Consider the following 16810-nt stretch of genomic DNA (forward strand, 5'->3'; position numbering starts at 1 on the left):
GGCACCGGCTTCTGATTGACGAATACAGGACGAATTCGATGAAGCACTTTTTCAACCGCAGGGAAACGATCGTCACCGAGGCGCTGGACGGGCTGTTGCGGACTATCGGTTCCGGCGATCTCGCGCGCCTCGACGGTTACCCCGAGATCAAGGTCGTGCTGCGCGCCGACTGGGACAAGGCGAAAGTTGCCGTCGTCTCCGGTGGCGGCGCCGGACACGAACCGTCCCATGCCGGCTTTGTCGGCAAGGGCATGCTGACGGCGGCGGTTTCGGGCGAGATCTTCGCCTCGCCCAGCGTCGAGGCGGTGCTGGCCGCGATCCGCGCGGTGACCGGCCCCGCCGGCTGCCTGCTGGTCGTCAAGAACTACACCGGCGACCGGCTCAATTTCGGCCTGGCGGCCGAGAAGGCGCGCGCCGAGGGGTTTCGCGTCGAGATGGCGATCGTTGCCGACGACATCGCCCTGCCGGGTATCAACCAGCCGCGCGGCGTCGCCGGCACCTTGTTCGTGCACAAGATCGCCGGCCATTTGTCGGAGACCGGTCAGGACTTGGCAGCCGTTGCTATAGCCGCTCGCGCGGCGACGAAGGACATCATCTCGCTCGGCATGTCGCTGTCGTCCTGCTCGATCCCCGGCCAGCCACATGAAGAGCGGTTCGGCGAAAATGACGGCGAACTCGGCCTCGGCATCCATGGCGAGCCGGGCGTCGAGCGCATCGCCGTGCAGAGCGCCGACAGACTTGTGGCGATCATGGCGGAGCGGCTGGCGGTGCGGCTCGACCCGAACGCCAGCCACGCGTTGCTCATCAACAATCTCGGCTCGGTGCCGCCGCTCGAAATGTCGCTGGTCGCCAATGCCGTGCTGGCCTCGCCGCTGGCCAAGACCGTGAAGCTTGCGATCGGCCCCGGACCGCTGATGACGGCGCTCAACATGAACGGTTTTTCGCTGTCGGTAATCAAGCTCGATGCGGCGCGCGAGGCAGCCTTGCTGGCACCTGTCGGCCCACATGCCTGGATGCCTGCCAAAACCGTCGTCGCGCCGGCTATCGTGCCTATGGCGAAAGCGGCTGGAAACAGCGCAGCCCAAAGGGCCAGCCAGGATTCCGGCACCAAGCGTTTGATCATCACGGTCTGCGAACGGCTGATCGCGCTCGAAGAGACACTGAACGGGCTCGACGCCAAGGCGGGCGATGGCGATACCGGTTCGACGGTTGCGACCGGCGCGCGCAGCGTGCTGGAGAAGCTCGATGCGCTGCCGCTGGCCGACCCTGCCGCCACGCTTGCGGCTATAGGCGATAGTCTGGGCGTCGCAATGGGCGGCTCCTCAGGCGCTTTGCTGTCGATCTTCTTCACGGCGGCGGCTCAGGCTTCGAACGGCGGAGCAACCCTGTCCAAGGCGCTGCTTGCCGGGCTTGACCGCATGACTTTTTACGGTGGGGCCAAGGTCGGCGACCGCACCATGGTCGATGCCTTGGAGCCGGCGCTGAAGGCGCTCGACGCCAAGGGGCTGGATGCCGCGGCGACCGCGGCGAGGCACGGCGCCGAGGCGACCGCGGCCATGGAGAAGGCGAAAGCCGGACGCTCCGCCTATGTCGGCACCAAATTGCAGGGCGTGACCGACCCTGGCGCCCATGCCGTGGCCGAAGTGTTCGCGGCCGCCGCGGCGCTGCATGCAACGGCCTGATGGCATGCTTCAGTTGTCGAATGAGAATTCTTTCGATACTGCCGGCAGGACCGAAACCGGGAATCTGGACATGGCAGCGTTCGACCTTGCCAGGCTGATCACCGCCGCCGCGGACACGATTGCCGCTCACTCGGAAGAGTTGACCGCGCTCGACCAGGCCATCGGCGACGGCGACCACGGGCTGAACATGAAGCGGGGATTTGAGGCCTTGCGTGCCGATGCCGAGGCGTTTTCGGCCAAGCCGCTGCCCGAGGCGCTGAAGGCGATCGGCACCAAGCTGGTGATGACAGTTGGCGGTGCATCCGGGCCGCTCTTCGGTACATTGTTCCTGGCGCTCGGCAACGAGATTTCGGGAGAGCCGGATCGTGCCAATCTGGCGGCTGCTTTCGGCAAGGCAATCGAAGCTGTGGCCGCCAGAGGCAAATCCCAGGTCGGTCAAAAGACCATGCTCGATGTGCTGCAACCTGTGCATGACGCGTTGGTCGAAGGAAAGACGGCCATGGAAATTGCAGATATCGCCGACGTGGCTGCCGAGGCGACCGTGCCGATGAAGGCAACACGCGGTCGCGCCTCATTCCTCGGCGACCGCTCAATCGGTCATATGGATGCCGGCGGACGCTCTGTGGCGCTGCTGGTGCGGACCGTCGCCGAAACCGTCGAGGGCCAAGCATGAGCAATGTCGGCATCGTCATCGTCTCGCATTCCCCGCTGGTTGCCGAAGGCACGGCCGACATGGTGCGGCAGATGGTGGGCGACGAAGTGCCGCTTGCGTGGTGCGGCGGAAACGGCCATGGCGGGCTCGGCACCAGCGTCGAAGCGATCATAGGCGCCATCGACAAGGCGTGGTCGGAGGCGGGCGTCGCCATACTGGTCGATCTCGGCGGCGCCGAGACCAATTCGGAAATGGCGGTGGAAATGATCGGCGAGCCGCGGGCGCTCAGGATTATCGTCTGCAACGCGCCGATCGTCGAAGGCGCGGTGATGGCCGCGACAGAGGCGTCCGGCGGCGCCTCGCTCAAGGAAGTGGTGGCGACGGCGCATGAATTGTCGCCGTCGTGAGTGAACGGGAATTTTGACCTGATGTCCGCCTTTGCCGAAGCGACCGTCCTGATCACCCACGAGGTGGGTCTGCATGCGCGCCCATCGGTGAAGTTCACCAAGCTTGCCAAGAGCTTCGCCGCCGAGGTGGAGATTGCGCTTGCTGCCAACGGCCCATGGTTCGACGCCAAGAGCATCGTCAAGGTGATGGCGGCCAGGGCGCCGAAAGGCACCATGCTGCACATCCGGGCCACAGGCGAGGGCGCCGGCGAGGCGGTCGGCGCGCTGGCCGAGCTGGTGCGACGCGGTTTCGACGAGGATGCGGGCCATGCCCGAACCGCTTAGGCTGCAGGGTATTTCGGCCTCGGCCGGCTATGCCGAGGGGCCGTTGTTCAACCTCGACAACGGCACCGCGCACTACACGGGCAAGGCGAGCGCCGCGGACGAGAAGGCCGCATTGGAAGCAGCTATCGCCAGTTCGGCTGACCGGCTCGCGACCCTGATTGAAACCGCCGATGAGGAGGCCGCCGGCATTCTCGAATTCCAGCTCGCCATGCTTGAGGACGATGCCCTGGCCGGCCCGGCTTTTGCCGCGATTTCGTCGGGCATGCCGGCTGACATGGCCTGGCGGCAGGCGCTGGACGCCGAGATCTCCGGCTACGAAACGTCAGACCAGGACTATTTCCGGGCTCGCGCCGCCGATATCAGCGATATCCGCGACCGCGTGCTGCGCGCCCTTACCGAGGAGCAGGAGAGCGCTCCACCAGCGGGCGCCATTCTCTATGGCGAGGACATCGCGCCGACGCGCTTTCTCGAGACCGACTGGAGCACCGGCGGCGGCATCGCGCTGAGGGCCGGCAGCGCCGCCAGCCACGTCGCCATGCTGGCGCGCTCGCGCGGCGTGCCGATGGTGGTGGGGCTTGGCGCTTCGCCGGCTAATCCCGTCGGTCTGGCTCTGCTCGATGCGGAGCATGGCGGTATCGTGCTTTCGCCGACCACGACCGAGATCGAAGCGTTCCACCGGTCCTCGTCCTCGTTTGTGGCACATCGAGATAAGGCCGGAGTCTATCTCGCGAAACCGGCGGTAACCCGGGCCGGGACGACAGTGCGCGTGCAGGTCAACATCGCCGATCCGTCCGAGGTCGACGGCATCGACATTTCGACCTGCGACGGGGTCGGGCTGATGCGCACCGAATTCCTGTTCGGCAAGGCGCCGCCGGACGAGGAGACGCAATACCAGGCCTATCGCAAGGTGCTGGAATGGGCAGGCGACAAGCCGGTAACCATCCGTACCGTCGACGCCGGCGGCGACAAGCCGGTGCCGGGCTTCACCGTCGAGGAGAGCAACCCGTTCCTCGGGCTGCGTGGCATCAGGCTGTCGCTGGCAAGGCCGGAGGTGTTTCGCGTACAGATCCGGGCGCTGCTGCGCGCGGCGGTGCACGGCAATCTGAAGGTGATGTTTCCGATGATCGCCGTCCCGGAGGAATACCAACGCGCCGCCGCTCTGTTCGTGGAGGAGCAGGCCGGGCTTGCCGCGCGCGGCATCGCGCAAAAAATGCCGCCGCTCGGCATCATGGTCGAGGTGCCTTCGGTGGCGATCGCGCCGGAGGCGTTCGCCGATGTCGCCTTCTTCTCGATCGGTTCGAACGATCTGACCCAATATGTAATGGCGGCTGCCCGCGATAACGCAGCCGTGGCGCATCTTAATTCTGTCCGCCATCCCGCCGTGTTGCGGCTGATCGGCTCGGTTGCCGCTTTTGGCCTGCGCGCGAAAATCCCAGTCAGCCTGTGCGGCGATGCCGGCGGCGATCCGGCATCGATCCCGGCACTGCTCGAGGCCGGCCTGCGGGATCTCTCGGTGGCTCCCGCCCAACTCGCCATGGCCAAGGCGGCCATCTCGGATGCATCGGTCTAGGATGACTGAGATGGCCGACAAGACACCAGAAGCCGGCTCCGAAGAGGCGATCCGCGCCTACAAGACGATCCTGTCGCAGGTCATCGACCAGCGACCGTCGGGTATGCGACAACGCCTTGCCGACGCGCTTGGCAAGCACCGCAGCTTCGTCACCCAGATTTCCAGCGCGGCCTATTCGACCCCGATCCCGTCAAAACATCTGCCGGCTATTTTTTCGGTCTGCCATTTCAGTCCGGCCGAGCGCGATCAGTTTCTGGCTGCCTATCATCTGGCGCATCCCGGCAAGATGTCGGTTGCGGCAGGCATGCGCAAGACCCGGCATGTCTCGCTGATCGTGCCCGATTTCGGCGACGACAAGCAGAATGCAGCGCTCGACAAGGCGATCAACGAATTCATCCAGAAGATCACCAGCATCACCGGCAGGAGTGGCGGCTGATCGACGTGTCGGGAGGACACATGAAGAAATTCATCAATTCCGTCGACACGGTGCTGACCGAAAGCCTCGACGGCTTCGTGTCCGCCCACGGCGACATTCTGGTGCTGGGCGACGAGCACAAATTCATCCGCCGCAGGGCACTGAAGCCGGGGAAGGTGGCGCTGATCTCGGGCGGCGGTTCCGGCCACGAGCCGTTGCATGCCGGCTTTGTCGGTCACGGCATGCTGGACGCCGCCTGCCCCGGCCAGGTCTTCACCTCGCCAACGCCGGACCAGATACTGGCGGCGGCCGCCGCCGTCGATACCGGCGCCGGCTGCCTGTTCATCGTCAAGAACTATGAAGGCGACGTGATGAATTTCGACATGGCCGGCGAAATGGCCGACGGCGTCCTGCAGGTGGTGATCAATGATGACGTCGCCGTCGAGAATTCGTCCTTTACCACCGGCCGGCGCGGCGTCGCCGGCACGCTGGTGGTGGAGAAGATCGTCGGCGCCGCCGCCGAGCAAGGCATGGCGCTGGCGGATCTCAAGGCGCTCGGCGGTCGCATCAACAGCGCGACGCGTTCGATGGGCGTGGCGCTGACCAGTTGCACGGTGCCGGCGGCGGGCAGGCCGACCTTCGAGATTGGTGATGGCGAGATGGAATTCGGCGTCGGCATTCATGGCGAGCCCGGCCGGCGTCGCGACACGTTGAAAAGCGCCGATGCGATCGCCGAAGAGATTTGCGCCGCGATCCTGGGCGATCTCGGCGACAGGGCGAAAGGCCCGGCACTGTTGTTCATCAACGGCTTTGGCGGCACGCCGCTGATGGAGCTCTATCTGATGTACAACAGCGCCCGAAACATCTTCGAAAAACAGGGCGTGACGGTGACCCGCTCGCTGGTCGGGTCCTACGTGACATCGCTCGACATGGCCGGCTGCTCGATCACGCTGACCATGCTGGATGACGAGGCAACGTCAATGTGGGACGCGCCGGTGCACACCGTCGCGCTGCGCTGGGGACTGTAGCGGAGAGGCTGGTTCTGCCATCACACGCTGGCTTCATGCATGCTTTTCTGCAACATACGCTCCTCTGAGTTGGTTGTTTGACGCAATTCCGGACGGGAATTGCTGATGTGGGCGAACGCAATCCGGGTTTGATGCTGCCATCTCTTGCGCCTGCCGATGAAAAACTGCTGCTGACCTTCGCCGACCCGGAGGCGACGGTTGCCATTGGCCGTGACGTTGCTGCCGAAAGCTTGCTGGCACTGCTCGCCAATGCCGAGTTCCACGGCGTGCTGCCGATCATGCTGCGCAAGCTCAGCGAGATCGGCGACGCCCAACTGCCTGCGGACGCAGCCTTGCGGCAAAAGCTGTCGGAACTGCGTGATCGCTCGACGCTGGCGACCGGCCAATCGATGCTGCTGCAATATCATGGCGACCGCATCATGAAGGCGCTTGCCGCCGCCAGCGTGCCGGCGCGCATCGTCAAGGGGCCTGTCTTCACCCGCAAACTCTACCGCCACGCCGCCGACCGGCCTTTCACCGACATCGACATTCTGGTCGAGCCGGCCAGCATCATTGAAGCCAACACGGTGATTGCCGGATGCGGCTTTGAACTCTGGAGCGAGGAGACGCAGTCGCAGGATCTGCAGGAGTTCAAGTGGCTGGAGAAGGAGAATACCAGCCTGCTGATCGAACTGCACGGCAACCTGGTGCATGATTCCGGCATGCGGCGGCGGCTGTCGCTGGGCTTTCGCGAATTGCAGATCATCGACGGCAGCGAGGCCGACACGCCGGCCGCGCTGCTGACCATCGCCATTGTCCACGCCGCCGGCGGGCACAAGTTCCACCGGCTGCAGCTTTGCGTCGATGTGCTGCAGGGCGTGCGCGCGCTGCGGTCGCCCGCGGATGAAGACCGGCTTTTCGAGGCGGCGCGCATCAGCGGCATCGAGCTCGAACTGGCGACGGTTCTCAATGTGACGGGGCAGCTGTTTGATGCACGGCGCGCGATCGAACTGGCCGACCGCATAAAGCCCGACCTCTCGATATTTTTGGCCAAATGGCTGATCACCGGCGATACGCTGCTCGGCGTCAATTCCAGGGACAAGATGCATTCGCGCCTGCGCCGCGACGCCTTCCGCTGGATCCAGCGCCTCGCCAGGCCAAAGCCGCATTCTGCCTGAAGTGTGCTTTAGTCCCGCGCCGCCAGCGCCGAGCGGATCAGCGGGGCCGCCTCGGCCGGGTTCGCGCCAACTTCCAGGGTAAAGGTCGGGACGGCTTTGACCAGCGTTGCGATGGTCGCCATGCGGCGCCTCTGCGCCGGCAAAAGGCCGGTCATGCCGGTCCTGACATTGTCGGTGGCAAGCGCCACCATGGCGTCTGTCCTGGTCATGGGGACGAGCCGGGTTTGCGCGCCCGCCGAGCGGGCGAGATGAAGCAGTGCCGCAACCGGTCTGCCGACAGTCTCCTCGATGCGGATGATCTCGGCGAGACGTTCCAGCGAGACGGCCTGCTCGCCATTAGCGTCCCATTTGTCGCCGAGGCAAGGGGCCACGAAGGGCAGCATTGCCGCCGTGTGGCGGTGGACCTTCACCTTGCGCGGCAAGCCCCAGGCCGTGATGCCGCCACCGGCCAAAACCTTGAGGATCATGGCGTCATCCGAGCACAGGCCGAAACCTTGCGACGCCAGCGCCAGCGACGTCGTCGACTTGCCGGTGCCACTCGGCGCATGGATCAGCACGAGCGCCTCGCGGCCGGGCAATGTCAGGCCGGCGGTGTGCAGCATGTGCTGGTCGCCGGCATCAAGTGCTGCATCCAGCACCATCATCAGCACCGTCCATTTGACCTTGGCATCGGGATGGACTCGTATCTCGGCCCAGCCTCCATCGGCATTGATCGAGACGGTCTGCAGGCCGGGAAAGACCAGGTGAACGGTGCCACCACCGTCGATAAGCCGGCAATGGCCGTCCTCCGGTACCTCGCCGTCGAAAGCGAGTTTTCCGGCAGGCGACTCCTGTAACTCTCGCGTCTCGACGATGTCGACGCGGAAATCGGGCTCGACCGGCCCGCTCACGCGCAACGTGCCGAGCAAGAGGTCGAAGCTCGGCCAGAGATCGGCCCGCGAGGCCGATATGCTGATGACCTGGCCCTGGAGATCGTAGCAGAAGGTGGTCGCCGGACCGGTCAAGCAGCGTGCGCCTTTCCGGCATCGGCGTGATGGCGATAGATCTGCACCATGCCGGGGAGGCTGTCCGAGACCACCGGGCGGCCATCGAGACAGACCCAGCAATGGGCAGACATGCGCGGCGCCTGCATCGACTTCGGATCGACGCCGAAGCGCAGATCCGGATCGAAGCCGGCAAAGCGCAGGAAGCGGTGGGCGAGTAGGCCCTCGCGCAGGCATCTGCGGTCGCGCATCAGCCAAGGGTGCCGGACGGTGCGGTTGACGGCAGCGACGATGTAGGCTGACGACAGGCCGCGATAAGGGGTGGGTGCGCTGAGCGGCGCCCATTTCAACACCGATTCGAAGCTGCGGCGGCCGACCAGGATCGGCATCAGCCGCGCGCTTGCCCATAAATGGACACGAAACAAAGCGCGCAGGAGAACGCCGTCCACCATCAGAGAGCCGGGTCGGCGAGAATGCCTTCGCTCACCAGTTCGGCGGCCAGCGCCGCCATGTCCTGGTCGAGCGTGCCCTTGTCGACCTCGAACTCGTCGGACAACAGGACGACGATCTGGTCGAGGCTGCGGGCGCCGTCCACCTTGTCGAGAAAGGCTTCGGTGGTGCCGTTGCAGGTGTAAAGCTGGCCGCTGCGCGCCAAGAGCACGACGGCGCCATCGCCGACATGCTGGACCGAGGCGTCGTCCGCCAGCCGCAGAACCATTTCAGATCCGATTTGGGCCATGGAGCCCCTCCACCATTTTCCTGGAGAGCAGATAGCGCGGCGATGCGGGTCTGTCCATTGCGCGGGCGAGAGGGAGAACAGGCAGGCCCGACCGTTCTGTGGCAATCCGGCAACGCCAAAATCCTCACGACACACGCAACCGAAGACGGCGGAGACATCCAATCCTGAGCTGTGGTAACTTCCACATTATTCAGGGTCTTAAAACAGGGAAGCACCCCAGAAATCGTCGGTGATTGCAGCTGGTAATCACCGCCGCAAACCGTCAAGCCGGCTATCTCGCAGGGTCAAGGTCTTGCTTTTCTTACCTAAAGTAAGCTATGCAGTCGCGGGGTTTTGGGAGAGCATTGGGTATGCGTTACAATTGGGAGCGGGCGCCGACCGCGTTCGAACGTCATCGAAAAGCGTTGGCAGCCGCCATATTGATTGCGGGTGGCGTCGGGCTGATGCTGGCGGCCTTGCCGCTTTAAGACTGATATCCGACACGAACGCCCTGCTTTCTCCGGGCGCATGAGCTTTTTCTGCCTGCCACAAGACGGGCCGCGGCTTAGCGTGCATGGCCGGTTACGGCGATGAAGCGGCGGTCGCGTCCTTCGAAGCCCTGGCTGAAGCGCTGCACCAGCACGGCCAGTATCGCCGGCCTGCCGGGCGGGGTGTATTCGTAGGATTCCGACAGGCTGTAGGAAGTCGGGCAGTTGCGCGAGCCCGGCACGGCCTTGTCCTCGTGCAGCACCTTGAACGGCTTGCCGTCCTGCCCCTGCAGCGACAGGCGGAAGCCGCGCGCCTTGCCCGTCTTGGCGCCTTGAAGTTTCTTTTCGCCCTGAAGTGTCTTGTCGCTCGGAAGAGCCTGGTCGCTTGGCTTGGCGTCATCGAAGCTTGCCGAGCAGTCCGTCTTGCTGTCGGCCAAAATCTCATCGAGCTGGATGGTCGAAATCTGTGTTTCGCCATAGAACGGCGACAGCCATTTCTGCGCGGCCTGCTCGAGGCGGGAAATGTCGTTGTACTCGACCGTGTCGTCCGGGAAGGTGAACCTGTCGGAGGCCGTGCGCGTGCCGCGCTCGGCGATGCCGTATTTGGCCAGGATTGGCGCGGCCTGCTTTGCGGCCTGCGCCCGTGCCTGCTCCACCGTCGTGGTCGCCTCTTCCGATTCGTCGAGGACAAGGATCGGCTTGCCGCCGACGAACTCGTCTGTGCTTGTGTCGATGATGTCGATCTGCGACCAGCCGGAAACGGCAGCGTCGAGCTCGCCATATTGCTCGAAGGCGAAATATTTGCCGTCGGGGGAAAAGCCGATGATGCGCCGCGCGGCGGCATCGCCGGCCTGGGCGGCGGAAACGATCGTCAACAGCAGCGCTGCTCCAACGGCAGATCCAACCCCGTATCGTACCGTCATTGCGCGCCCTGCCCCGATTTCAAACCCGGCCATGGTGCCTGCAATTTATGGCCAAGGCGAGATCGGCCAAGCGCCAAATTTCGGGAAAGACATGGCATTTGGGGAAAGACGTGGCCGGGAAAACCCGCATAGGCTATTGCAAGATAGAGAGTTTTCCCGAGGAGGGATGAATGGCGTCACGCTACCACGAGGTCTATGACGGCTGGAAACGCGACCCAGAACAATTCTGGGCCGATGCGGCCGAGGCGATCGACTGGTATTCGCCGTGGACCAGCGTCTTCGATGCCAAGGCCGGCGTTTACGGGCGCTGGTTCAACGGCGCCAGCTGCAACACCTGCTTCAACGCTCTCGATCGCCATGTCGCAGGCGGCCGTGCCGACCAGATCGCACTTATCTACGACAGCGCGATCACCGGCACGGTCAAGAAATTCACCTATGCCGAATTGAAGCGCGAAGTGGTAGCGCTGACTTCGGTGCTCAAGAACCGCGGCATTCGCAAAGGCGACCGCGTCATCATCTACATGCCGATGGTGGCCGAAGCGGCGGTCGCGATGCTTGCCTGTGCCCGCATCGGCGCGGTGCATTCGGTGGTGTTCGGCGGCTTTGCCTCGCACGAGCTCGCCACCCGCATCGACGACGCCAAGCCGAAGCTGGTCATCTCCGCGTCCTGCGGCCTGGAGCCTGGACGTGTCGTGGCCTACAAGCCGCTGCTCGACAAGGCGATCGAAATGTCCCGCCACAAGCCGGACGCCTGCCTGATCCTGCAGCGCGACCAGCTGCGCTGCGATCTGAGGGAGCATTACGATATCGATTTTGCCGACGCCGTTGCCCGCGAGCGCGCCGCGGGCGCCAACGTCGATTGCGTTCCGGTGCTCGCCACCGACCCGCTCTACATCATCTACACCTCCGGCACGACCGGCCAGCCGAAGGGCATCGTGCGCGACAATGGCGGCCACATGGTCGCGCTCAAATGGACGATGGAAAACGAGTTCGGCGTCAGACCGGGCGAAGTATTCTGGGCGGCCTCCGATGTCGGCTGGGTGGTCGGCCATTCCTACATCGTTTACGGACCGCTGCTGCATGGTGCGACAAGCGTGCTGTTCGAGGGCAAGCCGATCGGCACACCCGACGCCGGCACCTATTGGCGGGTGATCGCAGAACACGGCGTGGTCGCGCTGTTCACCGCGCCGACGGCCTTCCGCGCCATCAAGGGGCAGGACCCCAAGGGCGAATTCGTGCCGAAATACGATCTGTCGAAATTCCGCACTCTGTTCCTGGCCGGCGAACGCGCAGACCCGGAAACCATCAAATGGGCGGAGCAGAAACTCAACGTGCCGGTGGTCGATCATTGGTGGCAGACCGAGACCGGCTCGCCGATGACCATCAACCCGGCGGGCCTCGGCCTGCTGCCGGTGAAATACGGCTCGCCCGGCGTGCCGATGCCGGGCTACGACATTCGCGTGCTCGACGATGCCGGCCATGAAGTGCCGCGCGGCACACTTGGCAATGTGGCGGTGAAACTGCCGCTGCCGGCCGGCTGCCTGCCGACGCTGTGGAATGCCGACGAGCGTTTCCGGCAAGCCTATCTCGAGGAATTTCCCGGCTTCTACAAGACGGCCGATGCCGGCATGATCGACGACGACGGCTACCTCTATGTCATGGCGCGCACAGACGACATCATCAATGTCGCCGGACACCGGCTGTCGACCGGAGCCATGGAGGAGGTGCTTTCAGCGCATCCCGATGTTGCCGAATGCGCCGTCATCGGCGTCGCTGACGCTATGAAGGGCCAGGTCCCGCTCGGCTTCGTCGTGCTCAATGCCGGTGTGTCGCGCGATACCGCTGCCATCGAAGGCGAAGTGGTGGGGCTGGTGCGCGAACGGATCGGCCCGGTCGCGGCCTTCAAGACCGTGGTGACGATCAAGCGCCTGCCCAAGACGCGCTCCGGCAAGATCCTGCGCGGCACCATGCAGAAGATCGCCGACAAGGAAGAATGGACGATGCCGGCGACTATCGACGATCCCGCCATTCTTGACGAGATCACCGCGGCGCTCAAAGCCCGCGGCATCGGGGTCTGACGGCCCCAGTGGCGTTGTTCCAGCGATCCAGGCCCCCCCGGCCGGCGCCGCGCGAGCGCCTGGAAATGGATATGGACGACACCGTCGTCTACGCGATCGGCGACGTGCATGGCTGCTACAAGGAATTGCTGTCGCTGGAGCAGAAGATCCAGCTCGACGCGCTGCAATTTCGCGGCCGCAAGATTATCGTCATGCTCGGCGACTATATCGATCGCGGGCCGCAATCGGCGCGCGTGCTCGACCACCTCTTGGCGCTGCCGCCAACAGGGTTCCTGCGCGTCTGCCTGGCGGGAAACCACGAAGTGGCCATGCTGAACTATCTCGACGGCTATCTGTCGCGGGACCGCTGGCTGGCGGTCGGCGGCCGCGAGACTCTGTTTTCCTATGGGGTCGATCCGGCGCGGCTTGCCAGCCTCTATGCCTCGAGCGACGCGGTCGACCGGCGCGTGAAGGAGGTCATTCCGGCCAGCCATATCGACTTCCTGCGCAGCCTGCCGGTGCTGCTCTGTTCGGATAAATTCGTTTTCGTCCATGCCGGCATCAGGCCGGGCATCGACCTGGTCGCACAGGATGAGCAGGATCTGCTCAACATCCGCGACGAGTTCTTCAAGGCCGCACATCTGCTCGACCGCCTTGTGGTGCATGGGCACACGCCGGTCGATATCCCCAGGCTTGACGGGCGAAGGCTCGGCATCGACACCGGCGCCTTTCAGAGCGGACGGCTGACAGCGCTCAGGATCGCGGGTAAGTTCGGCAAGCTGATCTTTTCCTGACCTGCCGTGCTTCTTCGTTTGAGCGTGATCTTTTCCGAAAACCGGATCCGCTGTCCGGATCACGCTCCTTTTCAGGATCGCGCTCCGTTCAGGCGGCGGTCTTGGCCCGCACGTCCGATTTCTCCAGATAGTAGGTCGAATAGCGGTCGAAGAACTTTTCCGAGCCGCCGAGCGAGCCGTATTTCGGCAGCTTCTTCAGATCGACCTTGTTGAGCACGGCGCCGACGACCTTGCTTGCGACGTAGGGTTCCTGCTCCAGCAGCGAGCGCACCATGGCGCGCGGCGTGCGGCCCCATTCGGCAACCAGCACGAAGCCGTCGACCAGCGGCGCAAACGCCTTGGCGTCGACCACGGGGCCGAGCGGCGGCAGGTCGACGATGATGTACTCGAACGTCTCCTTGGCGTTGTCGATGAAGCGCCGCATGCCGGCCGACGACAGCAGCTCGCTGGTATGCGAGAATTGCCCACGCAGCACGGCCGGGATGATCGCCAGCTTGGTCTGGCGGTCGACTTTGCCGACCGACTGCCAGGTCTGGCCGTTGACCACGGCCTCCATCAGCCCCTGCTCGGCTTCCATGCCGAGGTTGCGGCTGAGGCCAGGATTGCGCAGATCGGCGTCGATCAAAAGCGTCTTCGAGCCGTTGGCGGCCAGCAATCCGGCGAGATTGGCGGCGACCGTAGACTTGCCCTCGCCGGGCAGGACCGAGACCACGCCTATGACCCGGCTGCCTTGCCCTTCCATGACGACGTCGAAGGCGATCTTGGCGTTGCGCAGCGTTTCGGAGAACATCGATGCCGGCGCATCGACGCTGACCCGCATGCGCGCCCGTTTCTCGGCCGCCGACAATGTGTTGGCGCCTTTGGCATCCGCCGCACCGCCGTCGGCGTCCTTGCCGAGCCTGCCGCCGATCATCGGCAAATAGCCGAGGAATTTGAGGCCGACGCGATCGCGAATGTCCTCGCCGGTCCTGAAGAAGCGCTCGTTGAACTCATTCAGGCCACCAAAGCCGGCGCCAAGCAGCACGCCAAGCACCAGCGACAGCGCCAGCACCCTGGAGGTGCGCGGGCTCGAGGCGGAAAGCGGCGTTGAGGCATCCGAGATGATGCGGACCTTGCCGACCGGGAAGGATTGCTGCTGCGAGGCCTCCTCGTAGCGGCTAAGGAAGGTCTGGTAGAGCGTGGTCAGCGCCTGCGCCTGCTGGTCGAGTTCGCGCAGTTTGACCTGGCTCTGGTTGTCGATGGAGCTCTTGCCGGCCGCGTCGGCGATCTTCTGCCTCAGTGAGGTCTCGCGTGAAAGCGCGACTTCATATTCATTGCGATAGCTTTCGGTCAGCTGCTTCAACTCGCCGAAAATCTGGGTCGACAGGTCGGCCTTCTCCTTGGCCAGCGCCACCGCCTGCGGATGGTCGGCGCCGAAATTGGCCGTCACGTCCTGCAGCCGCTTGGCGACTGCGAGATAGCGGGTCTTGAGCGTTGCAATGACCGAGCTTGCCGGCTGATCGCTTGAGATGGCGGAATCGTTGAAGGCATTGTCCGAGCCGCTTTCGACGATGGTCTTGTATTGCTGATAGCGGGCGCTGGCGCGCGCCGTATCGGCCTGCGCGACGATCAGTTGCGCGGTGAGATCGGCAATCTGCTTGTCGCTGATCAGCTGGCCGTCGCTGTTGGCGGCCAGACCATGCTCGGCCCTGAATTTCTCGACCGCCATAGCGGCCGCCTGTGAGTTCTGACGAAGCTCGGTCAGCCGGCCCTGCAGCCAGACCGCAGCGCGTTCGGTGGCGTCGAAACTGGCGTTGAGCTGGTCGGCGAGATAGGCGTCGGCATAGGCCTTGGTGATGGCGGTGGCGAGCGCCGGATTGGTCGACTGGTAACCGATGGCGAGCACATAGGAGCGGCCGTTGCGCTGCGCCAGCACCTCGCTCTGCAGCTTCAGCACGGCATAGTCGTGGCGCGCCGTCTGCATCATGGCCTGGCGTGTCGCCTCATCGACGTTTTCCATCCCGGGAATCTGCTCGGCGGAACTTGAGCGGAAATAGCCGATCACGCCGCGCACGAAGCCGATGCCCTTGACCAGCGCCGATTGCGGCGGGTTCATGAACTCTGCGTTCTGGTCGAGTTTCAGCTTGTCGACCACCACCGAGGCCAGCCGCGCCGAGGTGATGATTTCGATCTGGCTGAGCAGGGCGGCGTCGGTCTGCATGGTGACGGATGCAGCCGAGATGTCGTCGATGACCTTGTTCAGGCCTTCGTCGATCAGCACGCTGGCGACCGACATGTATTGCTTGGGCGTGGTCTGCAGATAGAGCAACCCCAGGAACAGGCCAATGATGGCGCAGACCGCCACCACCTTGACCTGACGCGCCGCCATGCCAAGCAGGCGCTCGACGTCGATGAAGTCTTCACCCTTTTCCTGATCGGGGTTGGGCAATGGCATCCTCTTGTCGAGAGGAAAGCTGGCATAATTCATCTTCGATCCAATTCTAGGTTACAGGCGCCGGAGCGAGACGGGTCAGGTCCCACCTCGTCCGAAGCTGCGGAGATCGGGGGCAAGATATGCAACGCAAGCTTCATGCCATCCGGCGCCGGGCCTGAGCGGCCAGGCGTGCAGGCATGAGCCGCGCCATCGTCCAAACGCATATGCCCTCGAAAGATGGGCATTATGCGGCCACTTCCTGACGCTCATGCGACCGCACGAACGCCTGCAGCATTTCCAGCACAGGTCCCTTCATGTCGTCGCGCGCCAGCGCGAAGGCGATGGTCGCCTCTATGAAGCCTTCCTTGGAGCCGCAGTCGAACATGCGGCCATTGAAAGGCTGGGCAAAGAAAGACTGGCTTTTCGCCAGCCGCACCATGGCATCGGTAAGCTGGATTTCGTTGCCGGCGCCGCGCTGCTGGTTGCCCAGCAGCGCGAAGATCTCGGGCTGCAGGATGTAGCGGCCGTTGATGTAATAGTTCGACGGCGCATTGGCCGGCGCCGGCTTTTCGACCATGGCCGTCACCTCGAAGCCGCTGCCTGACTCGGCGCCGCGCCCGACGATGCCGTATTTGCTGGTCTCGCTGGGATCACAGCGCTCGACGGCGATCACATTGCCGCCGGTCTGCTGATAGAGATCGACTGTTTCAGCCAGGCAACCTCGGCGACCGAACGACACCATATCGGGGAGCAGCAGGGCGAAGGGCTCGTCGCCGATGACTTCGCGTGCGCACCACACCGCATGGCCGAGACCATGTGGCGACTGCTGGCGGATGAAGCTGGTGGCGCCGGCCGCGGGCAGCATGCTTTCGAGCGCCTCCAGCTGGGTCTTCTTGCCGGTTTGTTCGAGCGTTCCAATCAGTTCGGGGTGCAGGTCGAAGTAGTCCTCGATGACAGCCTTGTTGCGGCCGGTGACGAACACGATGTGCTCGATGCCGGCTTCGAAGGCCTCGTCCACCGCATATTGGACGACCGGCCGGTCGACCACGGGCAGCATCTCCTTCGGAATCGACTTGGTTGCCGGCAGGAACCGTGTTCCAAGCCCCGCCACAGGGATGACTGCCTTCCTGATTTTCTTCATCGCAAATTCCTTCTGAGCAGATCGATTTCAGCCTGTTGCAGGCCACGAACAAACGTCT

The 16810-nt window shown here is 64.1% G+C and carries 16 protein-coding genes; 10 read left to right on the top strand and 6 right to left on the bottom strand.

Annotated elements, in window-relative coordinates; all coding sequences use genetic code 11:
• Window positions 1-38 precede the first annotated feature (38 nt).
• The 8 genes from NKJ57_RS13360 to NKJ57_RS13395 all read left to right on the top strand — a co-directional run bounded on the left by NKJ57_RS13360 (window position 39) and on the right by NKJ57_RS13395 (window position 7235).
• Window positions 39-1682 carry a dihydroxyacetone kinase subunit DhaK gene (locus NKJ57_RS13360; protein WP_352511047.1) on the top strand — a complete coding sequence of 548 codons (1644 nt, stop codon included), beginning with the start codon at window positions 39-41 and terminating at the stop codon, window positions 1680-1682.
• A 70-nt stretch (window positions 1683-1752) separates the two neighbouring features.
• Window positions 1753-2355, top strand: a complete 603-nt coding sequence (dhaL, locus tag NKJ57_RS13365) for a dihydroxyacetone kinase subunit DhaL (protein ID WP_352511049.1) — start codon at window positions 1753-1755, stop codon at window positions 2353-2355.
• Window positions 2352-2741 carry a dihydroxyacetone kinase phosphoryl donor subunit DhaM gene (dhaM, locus tag NKJ57_RS13370; RefSeq protein ID WP_352511052.1) on the top strand — a complete coding sequence of 130 codons (390 nt, stop codon included), beginning with the start codon at window positions 2352-2354 and terminating at the stop codon, window positions 2739-2741. Before dhaL ends, dhaM begins: the two co-directional genes overlap by 4 nt.
• 21 nt (window positions 2742-2762) lie before the next feature.
• Window positions 2763-3065, top strand: coding sequence for an HPr family phosphocarrier protein (locus tag NKJ57_RS13375; protein WP_352511054.1), 303 nt, complete (start codon window positions 2763-2765; stop codon window positions 3063-3065).
• Window positions 3049-4635 (top strand): phosphoenolpyruvate--protein phosphotransferase, encoded by a 1587-nt coding sequence (ptsP, locus tag NKJ57_RS13380; protein ID WP_352511056.1) that lies wholly within the window; start codon window positions 3049-3051, stop codon window positions 4633-4635. Before NKJ57_RS13375 ends, ptsP begins: the two co-directional genes overlap by 17 nt.
• Window positions 4636-4645: 10 nt before the next feature.
• Window positions 4646-5071 carry a hypothetical protein gene (locus NKJ57_RS13385; protein WP_023668784.1) on the top strand — a complete coding sequence of 142 codons (426 nt, stop codon included), beginning with the start codon at window positions 4646-4648 and terminating at the stop codon, window positions 5069-5071.
• A 20-nt stretch (window positions 5072-5091) separates the two neighbouring features.
• Window positions 5092-6078 (top strand): dihydroxyacetone kinase subunit DhaK, encoded by a 987-nt coding sequence (gene dhaK / locus NKJ57_RS13390; protein WP_352511057.1) that lies wholly within the window; start codon window positions 5092-5094, stop codon window positions 6076-6078.
• Window positions 6079-6209: 131 nt separating this feature from the next.
• Window positions 6210-7235, top strand: a complete 1026-nt coding sequence (locus NKJ57_RS13395) for a nucleotidyltransferase family protein (protein ID WP_352511134.1) — start codon at window positions 6210-6212, stop codon at window positions 7233-7235.
• A gap of 8 nt (window positions 7236-7243) precedes the next feature.
• On the opposite strand, the gene NKJ57_RS13400 is transcribed toward NKJ57_RS13395, so the two are convergent.
• The 4 genes from NKJ57_RS13400 to NKJ57_RS13415 all read right to left on the bottom strand — a co-directional run bounded on the left by NKJ57_RS13400 (window position 7244) and on the right by NKJ57_RS13415 (window position 10299).
• Window positions 7244-8239: a serine kinase gene (locus NKJ57_RS13400; RefSeq protein ID WP_352511059.1), complete on the bottom strand. Its 996-nt coding sequence runs from the start codon at window positions 8237-8239 to the stop codon at window positions 7244-7246.
• A complete protein-coding gene (locus NKJ57_RS13405; RefSeq protein ID WP_023745211.1) occupies window positions 8236-8670 on the bottom strand; it encodes a lasso peptide biosynthesis B2 protein in 435 nt (144 codons plus the stop codon). Before NKJ57_RS13405 ends, NKJ57_RS13400 begins: the two co-directional genes overlap by 4 nt.
• A complete protein-coding gene (locus NKJ57_RS13410; protein WP_352511060.1) occupies window positions 8670-8957 on the bottom strand; it encodes a PqqD family protein in 288 nt (95 codons plus the stop codon). Before NKJ57_RS13410 ends, NKJ57_RS13405 begins: the two co-directional genes overlap by 1 nt.
• Window positions 8958-9501: 544 nt before the next feature.
• Window positions 9502-10299 carry a DUF2259 domain-containing protein gene (locus tag NKJ57_RS13415; protein ID WP_352511061.1) on the bottom strand — a complete coding sequence of 266 codons (798 nt, stop codon included), beginning with the start codon at window positions 10297-10299 and terminating at the stop codon, window positions 9502-9504.
• A gap of 218 nt (window positions 10300-10517) precedes the next feature.
• Between NKJ57_RS13415 and NKJ57_RS13420 the strand changes: the two genes are divergently transcribed.
• Both NKJ57_RS13420 and NKJ57_RS13425 read left to right on the top strand, forming a co-directional pair.
• Window positions 10518-12425, top strand: coding sequence for a propionyl-CoA synthetase (locus NKJ57_RS13420; protein WP_023689996.1), 1908 nt, complete (start codon window positions 10518-10520; stop codon window positions 12423-12425).
• Between the two features lie 71 nt (window positions 12426-12496).
• Window positions 12497-13198 carry a metallophosphoesterase family protein gene (locus NKJ57_RS13425; RefSeq protein ID WP_023689995.1) on the top strand — a complete coding sequence of 234 codons (702 nt, stop codon included), beginning with the start codon at window positions 12497-12499 and terminating at the stop codon, window positions 13196-13198.
• 88 nt (window positions 13199-13286) lie between these two features.
• Here NKJ57_RS13425 and NKJ57_RS13430 read toward each other — a convergent pair whose 3' ends face one another.
• Together NKJ57_RS13430 and galU are read right to left on the bottom strand one after the other, a co-directional pair.
• Window positions 13287-15665, bottom strand: a complete 2379-nt coding sequence (locus NKJ57_RS13430; protein WP_023689994.1) for a polysaccharide biosynthesis tyrosine autokinase — start codon at window positions 15663-15665, stop codon at window positions 13287-13289.
• 190 nt (window positions 15666-15855) lie between these two features.
• Window positions 15856-16752 carry a UTP--glucose-1-phosphate uridylyltransferase GalU gene (gene galU, locus NKJ57_RS13435; protein ID WP_352511063.1) on the bottom strand — a complete coding sequence of 299 codons (897 nt, stop codon included), beginning with the start codon at window positions 16750-16752 and terminating at the stop codon, window positions 15856-15858.
• Window positions 16753-16810 lie beyond the last annotated feature (58 nt).

The sequence above is a fragment of the Mesorhizobium sp. M0077 genome, from assembly GCF_040322955.1.
In the GTDB taxonomy this organism is placed as follows: Bacteria; Pseudomonadota; Alphaproteobacteria; order Rhizobiales; family Rhizobiaceae; genus Mesorhizobium.

What these genes read in the sequence shown, in the direction of transcription:
- dhaL (WP_352511049.1), top strand. Translation starts at nt 1,753, where the DNA reads ATGGCAGCGTTCGACCTTGCCAGGCTGATCACCGCCGCCGCGGACACG.
- NKJ57_RS13430 (WP_023689994.1), bottom strand. Translation starts at nt 15,665, where the DNA reads ATGAATTATGCCAGCTTTCCTCTCGACAAGAGGATGCCATTGCCCAAC.
- NKJ57_RS13375 (WP_352511054.1), top strand. Translation starts at nt 2,763, where the DNA reads ATGTCCGCCTTTGCCGAAGCGACCGTCCTGATCACCCACGAGGTGGGT.
- NKJ57_RS13395 (WP_352511134.1), top strand. Translation starts at nt 6,210, where the DNA reads ATGCTGCCATCTCTTGCGCCTGCCGATGAAAAACTGCTGCTGACCTTC.
- NKJ57_RS13405 (WP_023745211.1), bottom strand. Translation starts at nt 8,670, where the DNA reads ATGGTGGACGGCGTTCTCCTGCGCGCTTTGTTTCGTGTCCATTTATGG.
- ptsP (WP_352511056.1), top strand. Translation starts at nt 3,049, where the DNA reads ATGCCCGAACCGCTTAGGCTGCAGGGTATTTCGGCCTCGGCCGGCTAT.
- NKJ57_RS13410 (WP_352511060.1), bottom strand. Translation starts at nt 8,957, where the DNA reads ATGGCCCAAATCGGATCTGAAATGGTTCTGCGGCTGGCGGACGACGCC.
- dhaK (WP_352511057.1), top strand. Translation starts at nt 5,092, where the DNA reads ATGAAGAAATTCATCAATTCCGTCGACACGGTGCTGACCGAAAGCCTC.
- galU (WP_352511063.1), bottom strand. Translation starts at nt 16,752, where the DNA reads ATGAAGAAAATCAGGAAGGCAGTCATCCCTGTGGCGGGGCTTGGAACA.
- NKJ57_RS13425 (WP_023689995.1), top strand. Translation starts at nt 12,497, where the DNA reads ATGGACGACACCGTCGTCTACGCGATCGGCGACGTGCATGGCTGCTAC.
- NKJ57_RS13420 (WP_023689996.1), top strand. Translation starts at nt 10,518, where the DNA reads ATGGCGTCACGCTACCACGAGGTCTATGACGGCTGGAAACGCGACCCA.
- NKJ57_RS13385 (WP_023668784.1), top strand. Translation starts at nt 4,646, where the DNA reads ATGGCCGACAAGACACCAGAAGCCGGCTCCGAAGAGGCGATCCGCGCC.
- dhaM (WP_352511052.1), top strand. Translation starts at nt 2,352, where the DNA reads ATGAGCAATGTCGGCATCGTCATCGTCTCGCATTCCCCGCTGGTTGCC.
- NKJ57_RS13360 (WP_352511047.1), top strand. Translation starts at nt 39, where the DNA reads ATGAAGCACTTTTTCAACCGCAGGGAAACGATCGTCACCGAGGCGCTG.